This window comes from uncultured Paraglaciecola sp. (assembly GCF_943787955.1).
In the GTDB taxonomy this organism is placed as follows: domain Bacteria; phylum Pseudomonadota; class Gammaproteobacteria; order Enterobacterales; family Alteromonadaceae; genus Paraglaciecola.
This window is the reverse complement of the sequence record NZ_CALSOK010000023.1, coordinates 24319-49057: the sequence shown is the minus strand read 5'-3', so window position 1 is coordinate 49057 and position 24739 is coordinate 24319. Positions and strand designations below refer to the sequence as shown.

The window sequence follows — 24739 nt, the reverse complement described above, 5'->3', positions numbered from 1 at the left end:
TCTATGTAAGTGTTTACATATGAAGATATTCTCACCGACCTATTGGATGAAATCAGCGAGTTTTATGAAGCCAGTGAACAGACCTTAATCGAATTAGAATTAGAATTAGAATTAGAGTAAAAACGAGAAGATAACGAATAACAACGTTCATTTTTTCATTCAATCCATACTATTAAAGGCGACCTGGGACTAGTTGATTTTTCGCCGCTTATCCCGCTTATTTAACTCGCCGAAGACCTTCTTGATTATTTACGTAAAGGTCAAAATCAATACACCAGCAATATGAGTGACTTGGTGTTACTGATCATAGATAAAGTCAAAGTATTCGCGCAGAATCGAATCCAAACTGGGCAAACTCGGTATGATGAGAAAGTTTTTGAGCGACTTGTTGACCCTATCAAACATATTACCCCTGAAAATAGTGCTGAACATGAATAATTATTAGCCAAAGGGCAGTTTCAACAAAGTGGATGCAGGCTTTTAATAATGCACCGGCGGCGTTATTAACGAATGAACGTGCTAAACTAATAAATAACTTGAGAGTATAAAAAAGCAGTACTCATAGGATTTAAAGAATACTTCATCACCCTTAACAAAACACACCCAAAACACCACTAACATTTCAGAGTTTTTAGATGACATTGATAAATACATGATGACGGTGATTATACTTTAGGGGACCGAATTAAATAAGCTACCACCAATATAACTCGATTGGATAAAGCGGCAGAGAACAAACCAGCAATTATTTAACTGGCTGTTTCCACTCTACATATATTGCATTACATATCTAACTCTTTGAGTTTACGGGTCAGTGTATTTCTCCCCCAACCTAAACGCTTAGCTGCATCTTGTTTGTGTCCATGTGTGAAGTGCAAAGCACGCTCTAACAAAATACGCTCAAAACTCATAATCGCATCATCTAGTATATTATTATGACCGGTTTGTAATTGCGTATCTGCCCAACTAGCAAGAAGTGTTTGCCAATCACCAGTGGGGGGAGTCTCTGCGGCTAAGACTGGTTGTTGGTTAATTTCTGGCGGTAAGTCGTGGGGAAGCACTTCTTGACCGCTAGCCATCACCGTTAGCCAACGACACATATTTTCAAGCTGCCGAACATTTCCTGGCCAGGGTAAATTAGCCAAAACTTTTTTAGTCTCTTTACTAAGTGATTTAACTTCAACTGCAAGCTCTACCGCCGCTTTTTGCAAAAAATGCGCCGCTAAAATTGGAATATCTTCACGCCTTTCACTGAGTGTGGGTATATGAATACGTATGACATTTAATCTGTGATACAAATCTTCACGAAATTTTCCCTCGGATACGCGCTGTTCCAAGTTTTGATGAGTCGCAGCAATAATTCGCACATCTACAGTGACTGGATTATGACCGCCGACTCGGTAAAATTGGCCATCTGCTAACACGCGCAAAAGTCTGGTTTGCACGTCAATGGGCATATCGCCGATTTCATCTAAAAATAATGTACCACCATTAGCTTGTTCGAAACGCCCTTGCCTTGCAGCTTGTGCCCCAGTGAACGCACCTTTTTCGTGACCAAACAACTCAGATTCAATGAGGTCGGCCGGTATTGCCGCCATGTTTAGCGCAATAAAAGTATTCTCTGAGCGTGGACTATGACGATGTAATGCATGTGCCACTAACTCTTTACCTGTGCCTGATTGACCGTTAATCAACACACTAATGCTCGAACGAGATAAACGTCCAACGGCTCTAAACACCTCTTGCATAGCTGGGGCTTCGCCAATAATCTCAGTCGCTTTGACTAATTCAGGAGGCTTATTCTTACTAGATTGTTCTCGCGCATGGGTTAGCGCCCGCTGAACTAAATTGACTGCTTCGTCGATGTCGAAGGGTTTGGGTAAGTACTCAAATGCACCACTTTGATAGGCATTCACCGCACTGTCTAAATCAGAATGGGCGGTCATAATAATCACAGGAATATTTTCAAAACGCTTATGCACCTCACGTAATAACACCATCCCATCCATTTGTGGCATACGAATATCTGACACTATCACTTCAGGCGGTTGCCCTGTTTCTAACTGCAATAATAAGTCTTGGGGGTTTTCAAAACTGAAACATGAAATATTCGCTGCCTGCAACGCTTTTTGTAATACCCAGCGAATTGAGCTGTCGTCATCGACTATCCATACTGGTTCTGCACTCATGCCTGTGGCTCCTTTTTATCAATGGGTATATATATAGTAAATGCTGTTCTGCCAGGCCAACTATCGACTTCAATTTTTCCGCGGTGATGACCGATCAGAGTTTGAGATATAGATAAACCTAAACCACTACCTTCTTTTTTACTGGTAACCATAGGGTAAAACAATGTGTTTTTAAGTTTAGTGGGGATGCCCGGGCCGTTGTCGATAATTTGAATTTTTACGCATAGCGGGTAACAAGCACCATGAATGCTCACTTGACGTTCTACTCTAGTCATTATTGTAATTTTAGCTACTATATCCTGGTGTTCTGACAACACTTGCACACTGTTTCGCACTATATTTAATGTGGCTTGCTGCATCATATCTTGATCTAAATACACATCTGGAATACTTGGATCATAATCCCTTGTTATAGCAATATTATGGCTGGGATCAAGTTGTACCAAGGTACAGACTTTCTCGAGCACTTGATGCACGTTCTGCCAATCAAAATTTGGCCTCAAATTAGGTCCCAATAAACGATCAACTAAATTGGTAAGCCTATCGGATTGTTCAATAATAACTTGGGTAAATTCTTTCAACTCATCACTAGGTAGCTGCTTAGCGAGTAGTTGTGCCGCGCCTCTGATGCCGCCTAATGGATTTTTAATTTCGTGGGCTAATCCACGCACCAACTCTCGGGCAGCCTGCTGTTGCGCCCATTGGCGATTTTCTTGACTGATTTTTTTCTGTTGTTCCACCAGTCTAATTTCGACTAATATTCGTTGATTTGGTTTTTCCAATATATAAGTAACAGAAACGTCAGCTCGGGTGTGTCGGCCATCAGTAAATTTGAAGGCGACTTCACTATCAGAATAAACGTCACCAAATTCCGTAAAGTTTTGAAAGCGTTCAAAATCTAGACTAGAGGAGGCTATAAACTGATTGAATGAACAACCCATTAACAAATTCAAACTACGTTCAAATACATTTTGCGCAGCATGATTAGCATATTGGACAATTAATTTATTGTCTAACACAAGCACGGCCGTCGATAGATTATCGAGTAAATTTTCAGTAGTGGTAGATTCAGACATAAATTCAACTTTTAATGCACTTATATAGTGCAAAGTATTATTTAGCTGCTTTGATATAGATACTACTTTTTATAAAAATAAACCGATTTACACTAGTTAGCATTGATCAAAGCAGAAGCTTTGTGCAGATAAAAGGTCTGCTGATTCGACGATGCAAGGATCTTGCCTGAGTTGTCAAGAAAATCAATTTGAATGGTGTGAGCGCCTCGATGAACATTTTCTAATTGAAATTTACTTTTTAATTGAGTTTTAACTATCTTATTATCAATAACTAATTGAAATTTTCCAGATTTTTGGGGTGCCACTTCTGCATGAATGGTGACTGCACCGGAATTATCACGTAATGTTTGTCCCGCAGCGGGAGAAAGAATAAATACTTGATACTGCACTTCAGGACTGAGTTTTTTTATAGGATTAAGTTGGCTAGTTGTTTGGCTGGCAGCATTATTGAGAGTAGGAACAACAACAGTATTCATAGAGGATAGGTTAACAGGTACCGCACCATCGCTGCGAACATCACTGTAAACCACGCTGCCATCGGCCTTTATCGTTTTATACACCACCTGCGCCGAAACACTTATGCACAATAATAATAAACAGATAACAAAGGCGAATCTCATAGTATGTCATACTCCAAATATCAGCGACTCTTTGCCGCAGAGTGAGTCATTAAGTGTAGCCTTATTACAGGTAAAAAAAAGCCCGCAAATGCGGGCTTGTGATTTATTTTAATGACTATTCAAGATAATCAGCTAAAAGCTTGGAGTTTTATACGCTGTAATACATATCAAACTCAACTGGGTGAGTTGTCATGTTTAGCTTTTCAACTTCTGCACTTTTTAGCTCGATGTAAGCATCGATGGATGCATCAGACATAACCCCACCAGCGGTTAAGAATTCACGGTCGTTGTTAAGGGCTTCTAGTGCTTGCTCAAATGAACTACAGACTTGAGGTATGGCTGCTGCTTCTTCTGCAGGTAAGTCATACAAGTCTTTATCCATTGAATCGCCAGGGTGAATTTTGTTTTTAATCCCATCAAGGCCAGCCATCAACATGCAGTGAATGCTAAGTAAGGGTTAGCCTGTTGGGTCAGGGAAACGCACTTCAATACGACGAGCACTGATCACTGGTTACAAAAGGAATACGGATAGAAGCAGAACGGTTACGAGCAGAATATGCCAACATAACAGGCGCTTCAAAGCCAGGAACTAAACGTTTGTACGAGTTAGTAGAAGCATTAGTGAAAGCATTGATTGCGCGAGCATGTTTGATGATACCGCCAATGTAGAACAAAGCTTCTTCAGACATACCGGCATACTTGTCACCAGCAAAGATGTTTTTACCATCTTTAGAAATTGATTGGTGAACGTGCATACCTGAACCATTATCGCCAACTAGAGGCTTAGGCATAAAGGTAGCAGTCTGTCCGTAAGCATGTGCAACGTTATGCACTACATACTTATAAATTTGCACTTCATCAGCTTTCTTAACCAAAGTATTGAAAAGGCAGGCAATTTCGTTTTGACCAGCAGTCGCGACTTCATGGTGATGTGCTTCAACTGTTAAGCCCATTTCTTCCATAACCATACACATAGCCGCGCGGGTATCATGAGCTGAATCGACTGGAGGAACAGGGAAATAACCGCCTTTAACACCAGGACGGTGCGCCATGTTGCCTTCTTCGAATTCTGAGCCTGAATTCCACTTGGCTTCGCTTGAATCAATTTTAAACATTGAACCGGCCATATCTGTGTGGAAACGTACATCGTCAAACAAGAAAAATTCTGGCTCAGGACCAAACAAAGCTGTGTCACCGATGCCCGTAGACTATCAAATATTCTTCTGCACGACGTGCGACAGAGCGAGGGTCACGGTCATAACCCTGCATAGTCATAGGCTCTAAGATATCGCAACGGATATTGATTTGTGTTTCTTCAGCGAATGGGTCAAGATACAGCGGTATCGCCATCAGGCATTAAAATCATGTCTGATTCATTAATGCCTTTCCAACCAAGGATAGAAGAACCATCAAACATTTTGCCTTCTTCGAAGAAATCTTCAGTCACTTGATGAGTAGGAATAGAAACGTGTTGTTCCTTGCCTTTGGTATCGGTAAAGCGTAAATCAACAAATTTAGCTTCGGTTTCTTTAATAAGGTCTAAGGCCTTTTGTGCTGACATGGTGTCCTCCAGATTAAAAGTATAAATATATCAGTCGGAGTCGATTCACTCCAAACCCATAACTTATTAGTGTAAAGCGATTATCATGCCACATACTTAAGTGATTGGAATGCCTTTTGTTTATGTCTTTTTAGAATAGCGTAAACGAAAAAAACATCACCAAACGAACCAATATAATGCAACGCTGCACCATAATAAAGCAGAAGCACTTAAATGCATCACCTGAGGTCGCCAGGTTAATGCAATGTTAAACAATTGAGAGGCCTTCCTTTATTTACAGCTATATGAATTTGAAGTTCGCTAAATGTTGGATAAAACTGTATAATATGCCCCGATAAAATTTCAGTTAATTTTGCGGCTCGTTACTAACGTACGAGTAACCGCCATCACAGAGTATAGATAATGAGTTCATCAACCACCTCAATCGAAAATTTGAGGAACATAGCGATAATTGCCCACGTCGACCACGGTAAAACCACCTTAGTTGATAAGTTATTACAACAGTCGGGTACATTAGAAGAAAGTCGCGGCGAAGCCGAAGAACGCGTGATGGACTCAAACGATATTGAGAAAGAACGTGGTATTACCATTCTTGCAAAAAACACGGCAATTAAATGGAACGAATTCCGCATCAATATAGTAGACACGCCTGGGCACGCCGATTTCGGTGGTGAAGTAGAGCGCGTTATGTCTATGGCCGATTCAGTCTTGTTATTGGTGGATGCACAAGAAGGCCCCATGCCACAAACCCGTTTTGTGACACAAAAAGCCTTTGCTCAAGGTTTAAAGCCAATCGTTGTTATCAACAAAATTGATAAGCCAGGCGCTCGTCCAGATTGGGTCATGGATCAAGTTTTTGATTTGTTCGATAACTTAGGTGCAACGGACGATCAACTCGATTTTCAAGTGGTATACGCATCCGCTATAAATGGTTGGGCGACCAACGACTTAGATGTCCCTTGCGATAACATGACGCCTTTGTTTGAAACGATCATCAAACACGTTAAGCCACCTGCTGCCGATATTAACGGCCCATTACAAATGCAAATATCTCAACTTGATTACAACTCTTATGTGGGTGTAATAGGTATAGGTCGTATTATCAGTGGTTCGGTTAAGCCTAACCAAGCAGTGACTATTATTGGTGCTGACGGTAACACACGTAATGGTAAAATTGGACAAGTACAAGGTTACTTAGGTTTAGAACGTCACGAAGTAGATTCTGCTGATGCGGGTGATATTGTTGCAATTACTGGTGTTGGCCAGCTTAAAATCTCCGATACAGTGTGTGATCCAGCTGAAGTGTTAGCGTTACCGCCTCTTTCTGTTGATGAACCAACAGTGACCATGACATTTCAAGTTAATAACTCTCCTTTTGCTGGTAAAGAAGGTAAGTTCGTTACTTCACGTAATATCCTTGAACGTTTACAGCACGAGTTGATCCACAACGTGGCACTTAAAGTGGAAGAAATACCAACTGATCCGGATAAATTCCGCGTGTCAGGTCGTGGTGAACTTCACTTAGGCATATTAATTGAAAACATGCGTCGTGAAGGATACGAATTAGCCGTTTCTCGCCCAGAAGTGATTTTAAAGCAAGTTGATGGTGTCACTCACGAACCTTACGAATCGGTCACTATCGATGTTGAAGAACAACATCAAGGTTCTGTCATGGAACAGTTGGGTACCCGTAAAGGTGAGTTAACCAATATGGCGCCAGACGGCAAAGGCCGTATACGTATGGATTTCATGATCCCTAGCCGTGGCTTGATTGGTTTTCAAACAGACTTTATGACCATGACTTCAGGTTCTGGTTTGATGTACCACACGTTTGACCACTATGGTCCACACAAAGGCGGTGAAATAGGCCAACGCAAGAATGGCGTATTGATTGCTAATGCTACGGGTAAAGCACTAACGAATGCCTTGTTTAATTTACAAAGTCGCGGACGTTTATTTATCGGCCATGGCCTTGAAGTATACGAAGGCATGATTATTGGTATTCACGCCCGTGAAAATGACCTAACGGTTAACGCTCTTAAAGGCAAGCAGTTAACGAACGTACGTTCATCTGGTACCGACGAAGCGCAAAGCTTAGTGCCACCGATTGTCATGACGTTAGAGCAAGCGCTTGAATTCATCGACAACGACGAATTGGTTGAAGTGACCCCTATCAGTACGCGTATTCGTAAAAAGTTATTGACTGAAAACTTACGTAAGCAAGCAGGTCGTCCGTCTAAAGGATAAATTTTCGAGCTTTTAAAAGATTATATTAAAACCGGCGAAAGCCGGTTTTAATATAATCTGCACTGAAGCTAATCATTATCAGCAACTAACATGGACAACCTTACAATTTACCCAAAGCCACATATCCCAGTAAAATATTTTATATCATTGTTATGTTCAAATGATTTATCGCCTTTACGTTTTTAAAATGTATAATCCGCGCGCACAAATTTTCAGCAATTTAGCTACGTATTACTTTAGTGAGTAATGGTCTTAAATGACACATGAGTGGCCCTAAGAGAGTAAAAACAATGCGTTCACCCAATACCTCAATCGAAAATTTGAGGAATATAGCTATCATAGCCCACGTTGACCACGGCAAAACCACCCTAGTTGATAAGTTATTACAACAGTCTGGCACCTTAGAAAGCCGCGGCGTAGCCGAAGAACGTGTGATGGACTCAAACGATATTGAGAAAGAACGTGGTATTACCATTCTTGCAAAAAACACGGCAATTAAATGGAACGAATTCCGCATCAATATAGTAGACACGCCTGGGCACGCCGATTTCGGTGGTGAAGTAGAGCGCGTTATGTCTATGGCCGATTCAGTCTTGTTATTGGTGGATGCACAAGAAGGCCCCATGCCACAAACTCGTTTTGTGACACAAAAAGCCTTTGCTCAAGGTCTAAAGCCTATCGTTGTAATCAATAAAATTGATAAGCCAGGCGCTCGTCCTAGTTGGGTAATGGATCAGGTATTTGATTTATTTGATAATTTAGGTGCAACTGACGACCAACTCGATTTTGAAGTAGTCTACGCATCAGCCATAAATGGTTGGGCAACCAACGATTTAGATGTCCCTTGCGATAACATGACGCCTTTGTTTGAAACGATCATCAAACATGTTGAGCCGCCGGTTGCAGATATGCACGGCCCATTACAAATGCAAATTTCTCAACTTGATTACAACTCTTATGTGGGTGTAATTGGCATTGGTCGTATTACGAGTGGTTCGGTTAGGCCTAATCAGCAAGTGACGATCATTGGTGCTGATGGCAAAACCCGCAACGCTAAAGTTGGTCAAGTGCAAGGTTATTTAGGGCTTCAGCGCCTCGAAGTGGACTCTGGTGACGCCGGTGACATTGTGGCTGTAACAGGTGTGGGTGAACTTAAGATATCCGACACAATATGCGAACCCAATACAGTTGTGGCGTTACCGCCTCTATCTGTTGATGAACCAACAGTGACCATGACCTTTCAAGTCAATAATTCACCATTTTGTGGTAGAGAAGGTAAATACGTCACATCACGTAATATCTATGAACGTTTGCAAACAGAATTAATCCACAACGTGGCGCTGAAAGTAGAAGAAACGCAAGATCCAGACAAGTTCCGCGTATCTGGTCGTGGTGAACTTCACTTAGGCATATTAATTGAAAATATGCGCCGAGAAGGTTATGAGCTCGCCGTTTCTCGCCCAGAAGTGATTTTGAAACAAGTAGATGGTGTGACCCACGAACCTTTTGAAACAGTGACCATAGATGTTCAGGAGCAGCATCAAGGTACTATCATGGAACAGATTGGTACACGTAAAGGTGAGTTAACCAATATGTCACCCGATGGAAAAGGCCGTATCCGTATGGACTTTATGATCCCTAGCCGTGGCTTGATAGGTTTTCAAACTGACTTTATGACCATGACATCAGGATCTGGTTTGATGTACCACACATTTGATCATTACGGCCCTCATAAAGGCGGCGTAATCGGCCAGCGTAAAAGCGGTGTATTGATTGCTAACGCAACAGGTAAAGCACTAACGAACGCCTTGTTCAACTTACAAGGACGCGGCCGTTTATTTATCGGCCACGGGGTTGAAGTGTACGAAGGCATGGTGATAGGTATTCATGCTCGTGAAAATGACCTGACGGTTAACGCCCTCAAAGGTAAGCAGCTAACGAACGTACGTGCATCAGGTACCGACGAAGCGCAAAGCCTAGTTCCCCCCATTATAATGTCGTTAGAACAAGCACTTGAATTCATCGACAATGATGAATTAGTTGAAGTGACACCTGTCAGTACGCGTATTCGTAAAAAGTTATTAACTGAGAACTTACGCAAGCAAGCTGGACGACCCGCTAAAGCTTAAGCTTTAGCGCTTCGAGATACGCATTTTTACAAGTACCAATAAAACGCCGGCAAAAGCCGGTGTTTTATTGGCTATATCCTATCTGTTGGGGGCAGCGCCGTAATATCTAAAACCTCACCTTCAAAAATTTATCCATATAAGGTTTAATCACTGTTTTTACATCACAGGCTTTCTCAGACTGAATTTCCGTTAGCTCGCCACACAATGAGGCTAATTCAAGTAACACTAGTCTCGCGATATCTTCTCGAACTAAGCCTCTTGAATAAATTGATAGCTGTTGAGTTGTGCTGGTATATTCCACTGGCTTAACAAGCTTAGTTTTCTTAAATATCTTTGAACTTAATACCACACTGGCTATCTGTGTAGACCACGCCTGAGGCACTATTTTTAATAACAAACTGACTTCTTTTTTTGATAAAGCATGAAAAGGTTCATTGCTGAATTTTCCCATCACTATTTTCATTTTGGCTCCTTGTATAGACTCATGGCTAGCTTAAACGAAAAGCCTCCCGGTGACTTCACTTCAATTACTCATTGAAATACATTAATCTTCACCCAAAAGTCTGAATTCTGATTAATTTGTATCAGGAAAGACATCATAAAACTCGATATTAATTCAACAGTTAGAATATAATTAACATCGATTTATTCTGCACAATTCGTCTGTGTATCATCAGGTTTTAGGAGTGGTTAATATCAAAATCGACGTGACTTTTCGCCTATTTAACTTAGATAAATACCAAGCTATCACACTGCACAGAGAACTGGCAGGGGTCACTTACGCGCCTTATCCTGAGAAAAACGGTTTAGTAGGCACAGTGTGTTTGGATCAAGATTTAGGTAATTCAAACGACTTAAATATTTTTTATGTTCGCCAGCAAATACCTCTACAAAACTGCGATATTCTAATAACTGTCATATCTGAAAATAACCAAAGAACAGTTGCCACACCGATGTTCGTCAATAAAATACTCAAACATATTGATTGCCAATTAACCTTTTCTTTTCATCCATCTAAAACACCGGACACACTATGACTTTACATACATTGACGACTGTAAATGATCTCATCACACAATTACATCAAACCCCAGACACTATTGAGTTTACAAGCGTGATGCAGGTAATCAGTCAATCTTATAATTACACACCCGTAAGTTTTAGCAATGGAACGTTGCAAAATGCAGCTGGCAGCAATGAAGGTTCTTGTAAGATTTTCCACTTTGCTCAGTTACATACATTAAGTGAGTCCGAAACACTCTATTTATTCGGACGTTATTATCGTGATGATGTATTGGCCCATCCGACTGGTGGTGATCACGCAAACATTCGTAACTTTATGCTCACCGGCTGGTCTGGGATAAAATTTGATGGTTTAGCATTAACTCCTGTGGATTAAAACCTAGCTAAACTTGAATAAAAGGGTGTTTTTCAAGATAACGTTTAGGCTCATGGTAGTCGTGCAGTGTGAATTTTGGCGAGAAAGCGGATCAACCAATGCCATGCATGTTCCCTTAGTCTCAACACTATTTTTTGATTTGTATATATTATGTTTGAGGGCACCTCACACGCTGCCCCCATTTTTTTTAAAGTCTTGTGTGTGCTGGCATATTAGATGGCAGATTCAAGTCTGAAGTGCATAACCACTAAGCAGCTATAGCCACCATGTGTTCAGCCATTAATTTGGCTGGCGTTTTGTAATTTAGTTTCTTTCTTGGCCTATCATTGAGCTTCACTATTACATCTTCAACTGCTGATTGCGATACTTTTTTGAAAGTCTGTTGATTTCGGCCAATATTGTCGTAACAGACCATTGGTGTTTTCATTTAACCCTCGTTGCCACGAACAATAAGGGATCTGCAAAATAAACACCACATTTCAAACTCTCAGTCATCTTTTCATGGTAAGCAAATTCTTTACCATTATCCGCTGTGATCGTTTGTACGGCATCTTTAAACGGCTTTAATAAAGCAATGGTTGCTGCTGTTACTGTTTTGGCTGATTTATCATCTATACGTGTCGACACAGTAAAACTGGTTTTCCGCTCAACAATAGTGACCAGTGCCCCACTGTGCCCTTGCCAATAACTAGATCAATTTCCCAATCACCAATTCTACTTTTATCATCAACAACGGGTGGGCGTTCATCAATACTTATACGGTTCTTAATAAATCCTCTGCCAGCTTGTTTATCTTTGCTACGTGATTGATAAGCTTTGCCTTTTCTACGTAAATATTGGAATAATTGACCACCACATTGCTTGTCAGACCAAATGTGCTGATAAATGGTTTCATAGCTAATATAGATGTTCTGGTCTTCTCTAAGCCACCCAGATATCTGCTCTGGACTCCATCTTCTTTAATTTTGAATCAATTAATGCAATGAGTTTGTTGTCATTTTAATGGTTTTACAGCTGCTAATCGGCGTTATCTGATGATGTTTGAGCTTGCTTGAACGATAACCTCGTTTACCTGTATTACGGGAAAACTCTCTGCTAATGGTTGATTGGCTAACATTTAATTGTTTGGCTATTTTATTTTGGCTCATACCTGTTTTACTTTAAGGCATAAATCTGGCATCGTTGTTCATAGGTCAGTTGTTTATATGTTTTCATTGTTGCATCTCTTGCCGGAGAAAAAGCGATTAGCATATATTCAGCTGACCACTTTTTCTACCTATTCAAGTTATGCACTTATTATTTGAATCCAAGAATGTTATTAACGCTTTGCTTTAGACAATAAATAGGCCGCATATGCTCCTAATAAACCAGCACTTGACACAATTAGATAATAAATCTTATACCCGTCTCCACTCGGATACTGCTCTATTAGTGAAGCACTCAGCAGCGGTAAATACACTTCAGGAAAATAGCCAATCATGGAAATAATACCAATAGCTAACCCTTTAATTTTGTTAGGCACATCACACCGACCTAACGTTGCCCAATACAATCCTCTTACACCATAGCTCAGCAATCCAATAAGCAGAACAATCAAAATCATTAGCAGGGCGGCAGAATTTGCTGGTACAAGCGCCATCAGCGCAAGCGATAATGAAGCGAGAACTAAGAGTATCGAGAGCACTTTTTGGGGGTCAGCCCAGTCACCAATAAAACCTGCGGCCATTCCACCAATAGGCCGCATCCATAGTTTTGCAACCGTTATATAGCCAACCATCACGGCAGTAAGGTTAAAATTTTGCTGCAAGAAGGCTGAAAAGGAATAGGTTGCATAAAATATCTGGTAACCACAAACAATACAGATAGCACATAGCCATATTTCACGACGACTGAGAACATCTTTTAAATCATCAAAGAGCACACTCTTTGTGTTGTCATCAATCACACCCTTTGATGCTTCTAGATCATCAAGTAACCAGTAAACTAGAATCGATACGATCAGTAGAACGCCGACATATAGATAAATCACTTGCTGCAGAGCCATCTTCGTGGAGTCTGGATCTTGACTGAGAATATAGGCAAATAATGCAACAGCAGCGGTGGCCAAGAGGGCTTCAATTAAACCACGGCCTCCATCCAAAATACCAAAGAATCTACCTTGTTGATCTTTGTCTGCCAACATGGCGACGATTTTAATGTGCGCTGACCAAAAGGTCAGTCCTGTTGCTATACCCCAAGCACCGTAAATAACTATTAATGCAGAATAAGACGGCATAGTTGAAAACCACAACCCAAGTAGAGCCGTCGCCAACAACGAAAAACAAAGTAATTTTCGCGATGAAAACCTGTCTGCTAGTCCACCACTTGGAATATAAGTCAACATGAATATAACGCCAAGCATCGAACTGCAATAACGCAACTGTGTCTGGGTAATATTGAAGGACTCTAAGATTGAGAGCTCGAAATTTTGGCGCAGATAGAGCAGCGGGTAAATGGCCCCAGCAGCAACAACAATAAGTGCAAGCTGGCTATAGCTGCGAAAAGCAGTAGAATTAATCCTTGTCAAAGCAACCTCAAAACAGACTTTGGGATATCAGTGTATCTTCCTTACTCCTGAACACCAAATAGACTGCTTGCATTTTGTATTACCTGCAGCGGTTGCCGCAGAGGACGCTCATCCTTCTGCTCACTTACCCTTTGAGCAGCAACTTGTACTTATGACGGAACACGTTGAAGCGGGGATGGCGTGTTATAAAGAGGGTAAGCTTGACATGGTTGCGCCTCATCTGCTCCACCCAGCGTCTGAAACCCAGAGCCTTGAGTGGGGCTCTTGAAAAATTTGGCTTTGATAGCGCGTTTTTTTTTGGAAGTACCTACAGAGATTAAGTCCTTGTTGCGCCAAGCAAATGACACCCCACATGAAGTACCGCTGCAATCCCTTTATCGATTGATGAGTTGCTATAGAAGGCAGAGGTGATATTTAGGCAGTTGAGCAAATAAACAGCTCTCTAGCAAAGTATTGATGCTCGGACATACAAAAAAAAAGGAATGCTGAATAACCATTATTATTCAAAATAAAATTAACAAAGGTATAACCATAGGTAATGATAAGTTCCAGCAGAAAATAGAGCGTATAACCGAACGAAGAATGACGCCTAAAAAACGGAAGACCAGAGAATAGAGAGAAAACAACACCATTAAATTAAATGTGACGCGGCCCCAGTTATTGCAGGGATGAGAGTGGTAAAATGATTAAGCAACGGATTAGGAAGGTCTATCAACAGTTACTACCGCTACCCTAAATGTGTTAACAGGTTGCTAAACGGAATTGGATTTACTCAAAGTAAAACGCTTACAAGTACTGGTAATATTCGTTATAGTGAATTTATTATATTTAAAATAACTGTTTGGTTTTAGCATTGTACATTAATCAACATAAAATCATTTTCTATCGCAATGGCTATTCACTGCTTGCTAACGTCTCAGGCACGACTAAATCTATTATATTAAATGATGTCGATTTATTTGTTTTAGGCCATATTGCCAGAAATGAAAATGCAGATGACATAATGCAAATTATCTTAGCCGATCCTGTGTTGAACACTCACTTTCCCAATGTGAGTGAGCAACAAATAAATAGTCGATTTGTACAATACAAAGAGGTTGAAGCCATTGTTGATAAGCCATCGCTTAATCCACCCGAAGTGTCGTTTGAGGCTTTTGTTGAAAACACTCATCCAGTAGAAAATGACCAACCTGAACCTCAGCTACGAGCACTTCGGTTAAGCACTCATTTGGGTATAGTCCCCACACCACAAGGGTATGCAGCATGGTCTGTACCACAAAACGGCTTCCTTGCTCTGAGCGTGGTTGAGGTAATCTTATTGCTCGCTTTTGGTGATGGTAAATCAGTAGCTAATGTGATGGCTGAAAAAGCCAATTTACAATTAAGCGTTGATACAATAACCACGATGTTAAAGAAATTCACTGACGCTGCTTGGTTGACTTCAATGAAAGATAAAGTAGAGGGCACTGAGCCTGTCCTTATTCCCTTTAACACAATTACCGAACATTCATTAGGGCATGCAACTGATTGGCAAGCCTTACCAAAATCAAATAAAATCCCAGTATACTTTGTCCCTCATATGGAAAACCATTTTCCATTAGCCTTAGGCGTTTTATATAGTGCATTAGTCGCCTATAAAAATGCTGAGTTGTTACAACGTTTTCAATTTATTCCACTTAATTACCTAGCACCTCAAGCACTTTTTGACGGCCCATATCGCAAGTTTGGGCCTGGAGTGTGGTTGTTTTCAAATTACATGTGGTCGATAGATGTGAATATGCAAATTAGTCACTTTGTCAAACAGCATAATAAAGTTAATTTAATGATACACGGAGGGCCAAGTACGCCTGATTATCAACAAGCTTGTGAAGACTTTATGACCGAGCATCGTTCAGTTGATGCAGCCGTTCACGGTGAAGGTGAAGTGACTATCACTGAAATTTTTGACTGCATTGATGCTTCAGTCAATAGGCAACTAACGACGAATATTTCGCAACTAGCAAAAGTGGCAGGGTTAACTTATCGCGAACCCATGACCGGAAGATTAATGCGCACCGGCCCACGTGAACGAATGAAATCACCTGATGATGTGCCTTCACCGTATTTGAATGGTTTGTTTGATGGCTACAATGGCCGTATTGAAGCGGCCATTATTGAAACGAATCGAGGCTGTCCTTACGGTTGTACTTTCTGTGATTGGGGATCGGCGACTAACCAAAAAATTCGCAAGTTTGACCTACAACGCGTGATGGATGAAATCACTTGGATTGGCAAAAACAAAGTCCGTGTAATGTGGATTGCAGATGCAAACTATGGCCTATATGATCGGGATATTGAAATATCTCAATTTATTGTAGATATCAAACGTAAGTACGGGTACCCGCAGGAAATTGTGGTTAATTATACAAAGAATTCAACATGGCGCTTAGTTGAAATTATTAAGATATTTACTGAAGGCGGTATTATCGGGCAAGGTATTATTTCTATTCAAACCACTGATGAAAAAACCTTAGAAGTCATAAATCGCAAGAACATTAAGACACAACGTTATGACGAACTCGCACAAGCTTTTACTGATTTGAATTTGCCATTATCAACCGATTTAATGATAGGTTTACCCGGCATGACTATTCAGTCATTTATGGCTGACTTACAACGCTATATTGATATGGATGTCTCAGTAAAAGCGTATCCAACACAGCTTCTGCCCAATAGCCCAATGGCTGAGCCCGGCTATATGCAAAAATATGAAATTAAGGCTGATGAACATAATTTCTTAATATCTACTTACAGCTATACTCAAGCGGATATTCAGCGGATGAAAAAACTGTATGAAGTGTATGTTATGGCCGATGGCTATAGTTTACTCCGTTATGTCATCCGTTTTATGCAATGGGAATATGCGATTGATGCGAGTACTTTTATAGAAAATCTGCTTGATGATTGTGTGGCTGAACCAAACGCATACCCTCTATTAACTTGGGCAGTGCATTTCTTCAATCAAGATAAATCAATGCCAAGCGGGTGGACTGCCTTTTACCAACAGTTAAAGGATTACATTGTGGCGCGCTATCAAGTGGCCGATAATAGTACCCTAGACACGATAATCAAAGTAAGTCAGGCAACCATGCCAGATGATGCTCAGAACTACCCAATTTCACTTAATTTAGCACATGATTTTCATGCTTACTTTCGGCAAAATAAAGAGTCCTTTAAGGCATTACATACCTTCGCTCAAAGCGCGATGGTTTTTTCAGATCCTAACCGATTGTCTAACGTTGACTTGAACTCAGCTCAATACGATAGCCACCAATATTTTTGGGAATTGTACAGCTCGGTCGCTCGACCAAAATCCCTAGCGGAATTTGCAGCTTGACACTTAATGGTAACAACTTCATTTTTAACGTTACACCTTAACTAGTTTGTTAAGGTGTTTTTGCATCACGTCTTTGTGCACTTGTTTTCACCATTGAGGGACAAATACTTTGCAAAAATCATCGACATCACAAAACATCTTAACTAATTTACTGATGCCTGTTCCTTGATAGATTGATTTTTTGTCAAAAATCAGCTCTTGAAATAGGCATTTCGTTCCAGCCACAGGTACTGTCGTTTTTAGATATTTTTATATTATTCATATCCTAGTAAACCATCTTGATGAGTGATGTCGACAGTGCGCAATACTTGGGTTTCATAGTTGCGTGATCGCACATTTGACATAGTTACATACTCCCCACGTGCACCTTGGTGATTGACTTGTAATCGAATAAAGCCAAGGTGGCGGCCATCACTCCAAATGATCTCTTCGTTGTTGGCAGTATTGAGTGCGTCGAAGCGCTGCATGACCTCACCTCCTAGACTTTCCATAATTGAACGAGGTGACGTCACGCCAGTCGCACCAAGCTCTACGCCCATCGATTGACCGCGGTCGTCGAACAACTTATTCTGCCAGAAACTATGGCTGTCACCCGAGATTACGAGTAAGTCTTGAACATTAGCGTCTTTGGCAATCTGATAAAATCGTTCACGGGCCGCAGGGTAACCTGACCAAGTATCAAGGTCTGAGGGCAAGGAATATTTTCCAAGATGGGTACGTTCAACCAGCTTTTGTTGTTTTTCTAGACTGAGTTTGTCACGTAAGTTATTGAGTATGGGGTCGTCTAAATTCGGTGCGATTGATTTAGCTATAACCGATTGATTACCAATGATGCGCCAGCGACGCCCAGCACTGACCGATTCATTGAGTTCATCTTTTAAGAAGACTTGCATCTCCTTAGATAACATTTCGCGATCGGCTGCATTAATGACATTTTGTGAAAACGCTTTAGCTTGCTTTTTACTTTGAATATTCGGCAAATGTTGATTATAACTGATTTGCTGGCTTCGGCCGGTATGCCGACTTTCAAGTGTGATGAGGCTGGCAAGATCGCCAAATTTATAATGTCGCCAATATTTTGCCCGGTCGCTCACTTGGACAGGATCACGCACTGGCATCCATTCGTAGTAAGCTTGCAGTGACGCAAGTCGCCTTGCCTCCCAGCTTCCCTCATTCAGTTGATGATTCTTGGCGCCGGCCATCCAAGGATTATTAGCTGTTTCGTGATCATCCCAGATGACAATCAATGGATGCCTAGCATGCATGGCGAGTGAGCCTTGATCTGTTTTGTACTGGGCATGACGTTTTCTATAATCATCAAGAGACAGTGTTTCATGAGCAGGGTGATGCTCTCGTCCGATACGTTTTCCCATTTCACCACCAAATCCCTCAACACCGTACTCATAGATATAATCACCCAGGTGCACCACTAAATCTATGGACGCGTCTTTTGCAATCGCATCATAAGCATTAAAATATCCAAACGGATAATTAGAGCAGGTGGTGACTGCCACAACTAATTGTTCAACATGTCCAACAGGTAGCGTTTGAGTTTGACCAGTGGGTGAAATAGAATCTGCGACCGCAAATTTATAGAAGTATGATTCTCCAGGCTTTAAATCATCAGCGACTATTTTAACAGTATGATCTCGATGAATGTCTGTGTTGAAGACACCGCTGCTGACAACATGTTTGAAACTTGCTTCAGTAGCAACAAACCAATCCACCTTAACTGGAGTTGTTAAGCCACTTACTCGCGTCCAGATCACCACACTACTTTGGTCTGGATCACCGCTTGCCACGCCATGAGCAAAAATAACCTGATTGCCTAATTCGCCCTGAGTATCGCAACTTGTAAAGGGCAATAAGGCAACGCTAGAAACTATTTTCATTGCTTGTCTGCGGGTTACTTTTTTAGGCATTACATATTCTCCAAACGATAATGAGTCAACCTCGAATTATCGTATTATTGAGTGAAATTCTAGGCAGCGGCATGCACTGATAAAGAACAAAAGTGGTTTGCTATTATGGCTTCAAAACATATAACTTCATCAGTGCCAGCCAAACCTATTGGCACGATAAGGAAAAAGGGATACTTTGGGTGTTTTGTTACCGAGTAAGTCGGCAATAATATCACCACTAATTGCCGCTAATGTCATACCTAAGTGTTGATGACCAAATGCATAGACTACATTCTGGCTCTTACTTGAGTACCCCAGAACAGGTAAAGAGTCAGGCAGCGAAGGACGATGACCTAACCAGACTGATTCTTCATGAATTTCAAGCTTAGGTAGCATATTTTTAGCCACTGGTAAAAGTTTACGAATTCTGCTGTAGTCCGGTGGTGCATGCAAACCGGCAAATTCGACCTGACTTATGAGGCGTATACCCTTATTCATAGGTGATAATACGAAATCATTTTCGCCATTAACAATCGGCCTACTAATCAGCGAATGGGTGGACTCAGGTAACATCAAATGATAGCCGCGTTCAGACTCTAGGGGAATATCATCCCCTAATTGTTTCGCCAGACCACGGGACCAAGCACCAGTTGCAATCACCACTTTTTGACTGAGTAATTCACCTCTTTTACCTTTAAGTTGAATAACGCCATTAATATCTTGTATTGCATCAACATTAAATTGTTGATAACGACCGCCACGCCTGACTAATAAATCAACCATGCCTTGCACCAGTAGCTGCGGATCATTCACATTTAAGCTATCGTCTTGAAAGAAACCGTGCTTAAACGTTCGGGCTAAATGGGGTTCAAGATCATGAATTTCAGACGCATTTAAGCATTGGTATTTTGTGCCCATCTGATCCAAGATTTGTCTTGAACGCAGGGTCCCATCAAACATCTGATCTGATTGATATACTTTGAGCCATCCCTTCGCATTGAAGAATTGACTAAGGGTTGTATCCTGGGTTAATTTGCGCCAGCTTTGCACCGCATGTTGTGATAGGGCGTGCAAGTTTTGGGCATTTTTGTTGACTGAAGAAGTGCGGCTTTGCCACATAAAACGCATAAGCCAAGGTAAAACTTTAGGGAAATAAGAGGGGCGAATACATAAGGGAGAATTGGATTGACTGAGCATTTTGATGGCATCGAAGAATATGCCTTGAGTGGCTGTGGTACACAAGAACCATTGACTATTGCACCAGCATTACCAAATGAGGCGCCTGCACTTGGCCGCTCTCTATCGAGTAACAATACCTCGTGACCTCTTTGTTGCAATGTTAACGCAGTCGCAGCGCCAATCACCCCTGCCCCGATAATGGTTATGTTACTTGTCATCGACTAGCACTTTTGGGTTGTTTTAAAAAAATCCTTTCACCTGAAAGTTGGACGTCACAATAAGTAAAAACCAATACCTAGGTACTGGTTTTTACTTCCATAACTAAATGTACACTAACTTAAATTAGCTTAGCTTAGAAACGATGTGAAACTTTTGCATACATAAAGCGACCATTGAATCCGTATGGTGAAGTTGAAGCATACGAGCGACCAGCAGGTGCACCTAAAGCAACAGGACCATTATCATCAGTCAAATTATTAATACCGACAGAAATAGCTGTTCCGCCATCAAAGTTATAAGCAAATTCAGCATCTAACAGAACAACAGCATCGCCAGTAATATCTGGAGAGAATTGGAACCATTCTCCATAATAATTTGCTCTTGCCATTAATGTCCAATCATCAGCAGAGTAATCAACTGTAAATGAACCTTTTTGCTCAGGTAATCCGCGCTCTAAACGGTTTAATTTAGTTTGACTGACATTTTCACCAAATTTATCAACAGTGGTCTCAGTCCAGTTGTAGGCAAGTGCATACTTCATACTGCCGCCAAAAGCGTCAATCGAATAGTTAGCAACTACATCAATACCTTGAGTGGTTGTATCAAAGTCATTAGTAAAGAACTTAACTTTAGCCAAACCTATTGCATCTGTTACTCCCAAAGCAGCTAATTCAGCTCTATCATTATCATCGAGTGCAACGGCTGAAGTCTGCGTGATCCTGTCAGTCACTTCGATGTTGAAATAATCGAAAGTAAGGAAGAAGTCACCGTCTTGATAAACACCACCAAACGCATAACTGGTCGCTTCTTCAGGTGTTAACTCAACGCCACCAAATCTGACAGAAACAGGATTAGTTGGAGGTAATGTGGCTATATCAACCAATTCACCGCCATCAAACTGTGTTTGCACAGATCGAACATTGCTTTGTCCAATAGTGGGTGCACGGAAACCAGTACCAACAGAGCCTCGGATTTTGAATGAATCAGACAATTCATAAATGCTCGCTAGTTTCCAGCTAAAGTTAGAGCCAAAATCGCTAAAATCTTCAAATCTGAATGCGACTTGTGTCATAAACGCATCACTAAATTGTGCTTCTGTGTCAAAATATGCCGCTTTACTGGTACGTGATGACGAGCCTGCATCAGCTGGTTTAAAGCCTGGAAAACCATTTGAGCCGATACTAAAACCTTGATCTACAAGAGGCCCTAATTTAAACGACGCTTCATCACCTGCGGTAATGGTAAAGGTCTCTTGTCTAAGTTCAACACCGTATGAAACAATTAACGATTCTAATCCCAATGTTCTATCTACTTCTTTAGAAAAATCGGCATTCAATGATTTTTCTAATTGCGCATAGGCGCCAGGAGTAAATTGAGTTGGCGTATCTGGACCTAGAGAAGAGTTGACAGTGTTACCTATACGAAACTCTGTCGAATGTTCACCTACGCCAGCACTGAAATCGTATAGTACGCCGTTGCTGAATTCGCCACGTGTTCCTACAAATAAAGATAGGTCAACTACGTCTCCACCAAAAAACGGTGTAAAGCCACCTGGAAATCTTAGATTATGAGCATAACAATTAGCACCAGATAATGAGGCAAGTGCAGCCGCATCGGGGGCGTTATCGACGATAGCAACCACTGGACAAGCCGAATTATCAGTGGCACCAGGAGTTAAGTCAGCGGTAAGAATAGAAGCGGAACCATCTGCAAGCGTTGGTCCTCCAAATACTCCACCACGGGTATTAGGGTTACGAAAATAGAAACCACCCTCAACCGTTTTTTCTGACCAATTACCAAACAGGTAAGCTTCACTGTCACCATCTAAATCAATACCGGCGTTAACAAATAACTTCAAATCATCTGAAATTTCAGGTGAGCCCCAAACCTGAGCGGCTGGTGTTCTAACGTCACTATTACCGGCATCAATCAAACCTTGTGCATCGCTACGTTGAGTACTTCTACTCGTTGCATCTTGCTGGTTAGACTCAAAGCTTAAGTTGATAAAACCATTGTCACTTAAAGGTAAACCCACATTACCTGATATTGTTATTAATTCTCCATCACCTTCAGAGAACGCACCCATTTTGGCTTCAATCATGCCGCCAGAGTCGTTATCATTAAGCACAAAGTTAATTACACCAGCAACTGCATCTGAACCATATTGTGCCGATGCACCATCGCGTAATACTTCAACTTGTTTTAAAGCAATCGCGGGTATAGTCGATACGTCTGGGCTTTGAGCACCGTCAGCGATACCACCACCTGAAAAGGCAATAATGGAACCTTTATGACGACGTTTGCCATTGATTAACACCAAAGTCGAATCAGGAGAAAGACCACGTAAATTTGCAGGCCTTACAATCGTTGCACCATCAGAAATGGCTTGAGCATTAACGTTATATGAAGGCGTTACCGTTCGCAAAAGTGTCGCCATGTCTGAAGGCCCATTAGCCATCAATTCATTACCACTAATTACATCTATGGGCACGGGTGAGTCAGCAACAGAGCGAGGGGCTGCGCGTGAACCTACCACCACTATCACTTCAGCGTCATCTTTCTTGTTCTCTTCTTCTGCGGCCATCACTGGTAGTGCGACGCAGGTCATTCCCATAGCAACTACTAAATTTTTTATTATAAATTTTTTAGACAATTTCTTATCCTCTGGAAAGAGTTATAATTATATTCTAAGTTATGTGTGTACTTAGTTTGTAAATTAACGCCTCGTTAAACTGGCATTCACCTGTCCAAACACATTAATTCAACGCTACTATGCGCTATCTTTGGTTCATAAGCTATAATACGATAGTTGTATTGTTCATATAATATAACGAGCCCACCTTAAGTTCATGATGTAAGTCGTTAATAAGCTTAATTCAAGCTGTAAACATGTTTTGTCGATTTTAAGCCAGCTGTTCTGAATTGATATCAAAATAGGTTGAATTTCTTGTCAATCAAACCTGTATTTAAGACTTTTTAACCTTTATTATTAAGCCATTAGGGGCCGGTTGGGTCTCGTTGAGCCATTTATTAATGAGGTGAGCTATACGTTTATTGTCGTTTTCTGCGTAAATTAAAAATAATTTAGCCATGCTAGGCTTAGCCTTTACCTTAGGCTGTTGTCGAGCAAACAATTTCCCCAGTGGTGACTGATATACATCTGATTTAGGGCTATTTGCCATCATTTTATTCCTCCTTGCTGCCAGCCTTTATATCTTTAGCAAACAATAATAAAAATACGCCCAGCATGATTGCCATATCAGCAACGTTGAAAATACCCGTTCTTAAAGAGCCAATGCCGATATTTAAAAAGTCGATCACTGCGCCATTGTTGACAGCCCTATCGAAAAAATTACTGATACCCCCTGAAAAGATAAGCATTAACGACGATAATCCATATGCGGTTTGTGTCTTTGTTCTTAAGATGTAAATCAGCAGAGCTTGATAAAATCAATCCCACCGCACAAACGAATATCCAGAATTTGGCTGAGTCTGACATACCGCTGCCTAAACCTAAGAAAGCGCCCGTATTTTCGGCATACCCAATACGGAGTATATCACTCCAATAACTGGTCATTTCAAACTTGGGTAGGTACTCAGAAGCATACCATTTGGTACCTTGATCAATTCCGATAATCATTAAACAAATAACCGATATCATTTGTATGCGTTTTAATAAGTTCATTTTTTGTATTCTGACCGTGATTGTATAAATTATGCGATTTGAGCCAGATTATCCACGCTCCTCCAGTCCCAGTCCATAACGAGATGTCCTTCAGATTAAACTATTTTACAAAATAGAAGTTAACAAGCGTTAACAGTCAATTAACACATGGTTATTAAATATCTATTTTGATTCTAAAAGCATCACTCAAATGATTGGCAAGCTTCTGTATTATTAATAAATCAAAAAATGTTGGATTGTTAAATGAAAAAAATTGAAGCCATAATTAAACCTTTTAAGCTTGAAGATGTGCGAGAAGCATTAACTGAGGCCGGGATTTCAGGGCTAACCGTAACAGAGGTAAAAGGTTACGGACGTCAAAAAGGTCACACCGAAACTTATCGTGGTGCAGAATACAAAGTAGATTTTTTACCCAAAATCAAGCTTGAAATTGTACTAACAGATGAGCAAGTTGAACGCTGCATCGAAGTTATCATCGCCACAGCCAATACGGGTAAAATTGGTGATGGCAAAATTTTTGTCTTTGACGTGGTGCGCGCTATACGTATCCGTACCTCTGAAGAAGGTGATGAGGCTGTATAGCCGATACAGT

General features: G+C 40.9%; 23 protein-coding genes and 3 pseudogenes. 9 read left to right on the top strand and 17 right to left on the bottom strand.

The window, feature by feature from the left end:
* Nucleotides 1–9 precede the first annotated feature (9 nt).
* Nucleotides 10–435 (top strand): annotated as a pseudogene (locus Q0Y52_RS18350) (metal-dependent phosphohydrolase); the annotation flags it as partial.
* A gap of 347 nt (nucleotides 436–782) precedes the next feature.
* Here the strand turns inward: Q0Y52_RS18350 and glnG are convergent.
* From glnG to glnA, 4 genes and pseudogenes are all read right to left on the bottom strand, one after another.
* Nucleotides 783–2189: a nitrogen regulation protein NR(I) gene (glnG, locus tag Q0Y52_RS18345; RefSeq protein ID WP_297823978.1), complete on the bottom strand. Its 1407-nt coding sequence runs from the start codon at nucleotides 2187–2189 to the stop codon at nucleotides 783–785.
* Nucleotides 2186–3265 carry a nitrogen regulation protein NR(II) gene (glnL, locus tag Q0Y52_RS18340; protein ID WP_297823977.1) on the bottom strand — a complete coding sequence of 360 codons (1080 nt, stop codon included), beginning with the start codon at nucleotides 3263–3265 and terminating at the stop codon, nucleotides 2186–2188. The genes glnG and glnL overlap by 4 nt, the downstream gene beginning before the upstream one ends.
* Before the next feature lie 92 nt (nucleotides 3266–3357).
* The gene (locus tag Q0Y52_RS18335) at nucleotides 3358–3885 is read right to left on the bottom strand and encodes a DUF4124 domain-containing protein (RefSeq protein WP_297823976.1); all 528 of its coding nucleotides are present in this window, start codon (nucleotides 3883–3885) and stop codon (nucleotides 3358–3360) included.
* Nucleotides 3886–4033: 148 nt separating this feature from the next.
* Nucleotides 4034–5446: pseudogene (gene glnA / locus Q0Y52_RS18330) on the bottom strand (glutamate--ammonia ligase).
* Nucleotides 5447–5848: 402 nt separating this feature from the next.
* Between glnA and typA (Q0Y52_RS18325) the strand changes: the two are divergent.
* Together typA (Q0Y52_RS18325) and typA (Q0Y52_RS18320) are read left to right on the top strand one after the other, a co-directional pair.
* Nucleotides 5849–7693 (top strand): translational GTPase TypA, encoded by a 1845-nt coding sequence (gene typA, locus Q0Y52_RS18325; RefSeq protein WP_297823975.1) that lies wholly within the window; start codon nucleotides 5849–5851, stop codon nucleotides 7691–7693.
* Between the two features lie 290 nt (nucleotides 7694–7983).
* The gene (typA, locus tag Q0Y52_RS18320) at nucleotides 7984–9822 is read left to right on the top strand and encodes a translational GTPase TypA (RefSeq protein ID WP_297824026.1); all 1839 of its coding nucleotides are present in this window, start codon (nucleotides 7984–7986) and stop codon (nucleotides 9820–9822) included.
* A gap of 106 nt (nucleotides 9823–9928) precedes the next feature.
* Here typA (Q0Y52_RS18320) and Q0Y52_RS18315 read toward each other — a convergent pair whose 3' ends face one another.
* A complete protein-coding gene (locus tag Q0Y52_RS18315; protein ID WP_297823974.1) occupies nucleotides 9929–10285 on the bottom strand; it encodes a hypothetical protein in 357 nt (118 codons plus the stop codon).
* A gap of 223 nt (nucleotides 10286–10508) precedes the next feature.
* Here Q0Y52_RS18315 and Q0Y52_RS18310 point away from each other — a divergent pair, with 223 nt between their 5' ends.
* Nucleotides 10509–10859: a hypothetical protein gene (locus Q0Y52_RS18310; protein ID WP_297823973.1), complete on the top strand. Its 351-nt coding sequence runs from the start codon at nucleotides 10509–10511 to the stop codon at nucleotides 10857–10859.
* Entirely contained in the window at nucleotides 10856–11221 is a 366-nt protein-coding gene (locus tag Q0Y52_RS18305; protein ID WP_297823972.1) for a HopJ type III effector protein, read from the top strand. Before Q0Y52_RS18310 ends, Q0Y52_RS18305 begins: the two co-directional genes overlap by 4 nt.
* Before the next feature lie 247 nt (nucleotides 11222–11468).
* Here Q0Y52_RS18305 and Q0Y52_RS18300 read toward each other — a convergent pair whose 3' ends face one another.
* The 5 genes from Q0Y52_RS18300 to Q0Y52_RS18280 all read right to left on the bottom strand — a co-directional run bounded on the left by Q0Y52_RS18300 (nucleotide 11469) and on the right by Q0Y52_RS18280 (nucleotide 13787).
* Nucleotides 11469–11648, bottom strand: a complete 180-nt coding sequence (locus Q0Y52_RS18300; RefSeq protein ID WP_297823971.1) for a hypothetical protein — start codon at nucleotides 11646–11648, stop codon at nucleotides 11469–11471.
* The gene (locus Q0Y52_RS18295) at nucleotides 11645–11848 is read right to left on the bottom strand and encodes a hypothetical protein (RefSeq protein ID WP_297823970.1); all 204 of its coding nucleotides are present in this window, start codon (nucleotides 11846–11848) and stop codon (nucleotides 11645–11647) included. The genes Q0Y52_RS18300 and Q0Y52_RS18295 overlap by 4 nt, the downstream gene beginning before the upstream one ends.
* Nucleotides 11833–12123: a hypothetical protein gene (locus Q0Y52_RS18290; protein WP_297824025.1), complete on the bottom strand. Its 291-nt coding sequence runs from the start codon at nucleotides 12121–12123 to the stop codon at nucleotides 11833–11835. Before Q0Y52_RS18290 ends, Q0Y52_RS18295 begins: the two co-directional genes overlap by 16 nt.
* A gap of 72 nt (nucleotides 12124–12195) precedes the next feature.
* Nucleotides 12196–12369 (bottom strand): helix-turn-helix domain-containing protein, encoded by a 174-nt coding sequence (locus Q0Y52_RS18285; protein ID WP_297822729.1) that lies wholly within the window; start codon nucleotides 12367–12369, stop codon nucleotides 12196–12198.
* A gap of 170 nt (nucleotides 12370–12539) precedes the next feature.
* Nucleotides 12540–13787 (bottom strand): nitrate/nitrite transporter, encoded by a 1248-nt coding sequence (locus Q0Y52_RS18280; protein ID WP_297823969.1) that lies wholly within the window; start codon nucleotides 13785–13787, stop codon nucleotides 12540–12542.
* A gap of 67 nt (nucleotides 13788–13854) precedes the next feature.
* On the opposite strand from Q0Y52_RS18280, the gene Q0Y52_RS18275 reads away from it, so the two are divergent.
* On the top strand, nucleotides 13855–14055 hold the full coding sequence (locus tag Q0Y52_RS18275; RefSeq protein ID WP_297823968.1) for a hypothetical protein: 201 nt from the start codon (nucleotides 13855–13857) through the stop codon (nucleotides 14053–14055).
* A gap of 585 nt (nucleotides 14056–14640) precedes the next feature.
* Nucleotides 14641–17163 carry a radical SAM protein gene (locus Q0Y52_RS18270; protein WP_297823967.1) on the top strand — a complete coding sequence of 841 codons (2523 nt, stop codon included), beginning with the start codon at nucleotides 14641–14643 and terminating at the stop codon, nucleotides 17161–17163.
* Nucleotides 17164–17417: 254 nt separating this feature from the next.
* On the opposite strand, the gene Q0Y52_RS18265 is transcribed toward Q0Y52_RS18270, so the two are convergent.
* Both Q0Y52_RS18265 and Q0Y52_RS18260 read right to left on the bottom strand, forming a co-directional pair.
* Nucleotides 17418–19085, bottom strand: a complete 1668-nt coding sequence (locus Q0Y52_RS18265) for an alkaline phosphatase D family protein (RefSeq protein WP_297823966.1) — start codon at nucleotides 19083–19085, stop codon at nucleotides 17418–17420.
* A 129-nt stretch (nucleotides 19086–19214) separates the two neighbouring features.
* Entirely contained in the window at nucleotides 19215–20261 is a 1047-nt protein-coding gene (locus Q0Y52_RS18260) for an FAD-dependent oxidoreductase (protein WP_297823965.1), read from the bottom strand.
* Here Q0Y52_RS18260 and Q0Y52_RS18255 point away from each other — a divergent pair.
* On the top strand, nucleotides 20250–20387 hold the full coding sequence (locus tag Q0Y52_RS18255) for a hypothetical protein (RefSeq protein ID WP_297823964.1): 138 nt from the start codon (nucleotides 20250–20252) through the stop codon (nucleotides 20385–20387). The genes Q0Y52_RS18260 and Q0Y52_RS18255 overlap by 12 nt on opposite strands.
* On the opposite strand, the pseudogene Q0Y52_RS19670 reads toward Q0Y52_RS18255, so the two are convergent.
* The 5 genes and pseudogenes from Q0Y52_RS19670 to Q0Y52_RS18235 form a co-directional block, all read right to left on the bottom strand.
* Nucleotides 20366–20461 (bottom strand): annotated as a pseudogene (locus Q0Y52_RS19670) (FAD-dependent oxidoreductase); the annotation flags it as partial. The gene Q0Y52_RS18255 and the pseudogene Q0Y52_RS19670 sit on opposite strands and share 22 nt — an antisense overlap.
* 134 nt (nucleotides 20462–20595) lie before the next feature.
* Entirely contained in the window at nucleotides 20596–23115 is a 2520-nt protein-coding gene (locus Q0Y52_RS18250; RefSeq protein WP_297823963.1) for a TonB-dependent siderophore receptor, read from the bottom strand.
* Nucleotides 23116–23428: 313 nt separating this feature from the next.
* Nucleotides 23429–23647: a hypothetical protein gene (locus Q0Y52_RS18245; RefSeq protein ID WP_297823962.1), complete on the bottom strand. Its 219-nt coding sequence runs from the start codon at nucleotides 23645–23647 to the stop codon at nucleotides 23429–23431.
* Nucleotide 23648: 1 nt separating this feature from the next.
* Nucleotides 23649–23843: a signal peptidase II gene (locus tag Q0Y52_RS18240; RefSeq protein ID WP_297823961.1), complete on the bottom strand. Its 195-nt coding sequence runs from the start codon at nucleotides 23841–23843 to the stop codon at nucleotides 23649–23651.
* Nucleotides 23815–24147: a signal peptidase II gene (locus tag Q0Y52_RS18235; protein ID WP_297823960.1), complete on the bottom strand. Its 333-nt coding sequence runs from the start codon at nucleotides 24145–24147 to the stop codon at nucleotides 23815–23817. The genes Q0Y52_RS18240 and Q0Y52_RS18235 overlap by 29 nt, the downstream gene beginning before the upstream one ends.
* Nucleotides 24148–24390: 243 nt before the next feature.
* On the opposite strand from Q0Y52_RS18235, the gene Q0Y52_RS18230 reads away from it, so the two are divergent.
* Nucleotides 24391–24729 carry a P-II family nitrogen regulator gene (locus Q0Y52_RS18230; protein ID WP_297823958.1) on the top strand — a complete coding sequence of 113 codons (339 nt, stop codon included), beginning with the start codon at nucleotides 24391–24393 and terminating at the stop codon, nucleotides 24727–24729.
* Nucleotides 24730–24739: the final 10 nt, after the last annotated feature.

Excerpts from the sequence above, each read along its gene's own strand:
- typA (WP_297823975.1), top strand. The coding sequence starts at position 5,849 with ATGAGTTCATCAACCACCTCAATCGAAAATTTGAGGAACATAGCGATA.
- Q0Y52_RS18240 (WP_297823961.1), bottom strand. The coding sequence starts at position 23,843 with ATGCTTATCTTTTCAGGGGGTATCAGTAATTTTTTCGATAGGGCTGTC.
- Q0Y52_RS18335 (WP_297823976.1), bottom strand. The coding sequence starts at position 3,885 with ATGAGATTCGCCTTTGTTATCTGTTTATTATTATTGTGCATAAGTGTT.
- Q0Y52_RS18235 (WP_297823960.1), bottom strand. The coding sequence starts at position 24,147 with ATGAACTTATTAAAACGCATACAAATGATATCGGTTATTTGTTTAATG.
- Q0Y52_RS18285 (WP_297822729.1), bottom strand. The coding sequence starts at position 12,369 with ATGAGCCAAAATAAAATAGCCAAACAATTAAATGTTAGCCAATCAACC.
- typA (WP_297824026.1), top strand. The coding sequence starts at position 7,984 with ATGCGTTCACCCAATACCTCAATCGAAAATTTGAGGAATATAGCTATC.
- Q0Y52_RS18305 (WP_297823972.1), top strand. The coding sequence starts at position 10,856 with ATGACTTTACATACATTGACGACTGTAAATGATCTCATCACACAATTA.
- Q0Y52_RS18260 (WP_297823965.1), bottom strand. The coding sequence starts at position 20,261 with ATGCTCAGTCAATCCAATTCTCCCTTATGTATTCGCCCCTCTTATTTC.
- Q0Y52_RS18315 (WP_297823974.1), bottom strand. The coding sequence starts at position 10,285 with ATGAAAATAGTGATGGGAAAATTCAGCAATGAACCTTTTCATGCTTTA.
- Q0Y52_RS18230 (WP_297823958.1), top strand. The coding sequence starts at position 24,391 with ATGAAAAAAATTGAAGCCATAATTAAACCTTTTAAGCTTGAAGATGTG.
- Q0Y52_RS18300 (WP_297823971.1), bottom strand. The coding sequence starts at position 11,648 with ATGAAAACACCAATGGTCTGTTACGACAATATTGGCCGAAATCAACAG.
- glnL (WP_297823977.1), bottom strand. The coding sequence starts at position 3,265 with ATGTCTGAATCTACCACTACTGAAAATTTACTCGATAATCTATCGACG.
- glnG (WP_297823978.1), bottom strand. The coding sequence starts at position 2,189 with ATGAGTGCAGAACCAGTATGGATAGTCGATGACGACAGCTCAATTCGC.
- Q0Y52_RS18245 (WP_297823962.1), bottom strand. The coding sequence starts at position 23,647 with ATGATGGCAAATAGCCCTAAATCAGATGTATATCAGTCACCACTGGGG.
- Q0Y52_RS18265 (WP_297823966.1), bottom strand. The coding sequence starts at position 19,085 with ATGCCTAAAAAAGTAACCCGCAGACAAGCAATGAAAATAGTTTCTAGC.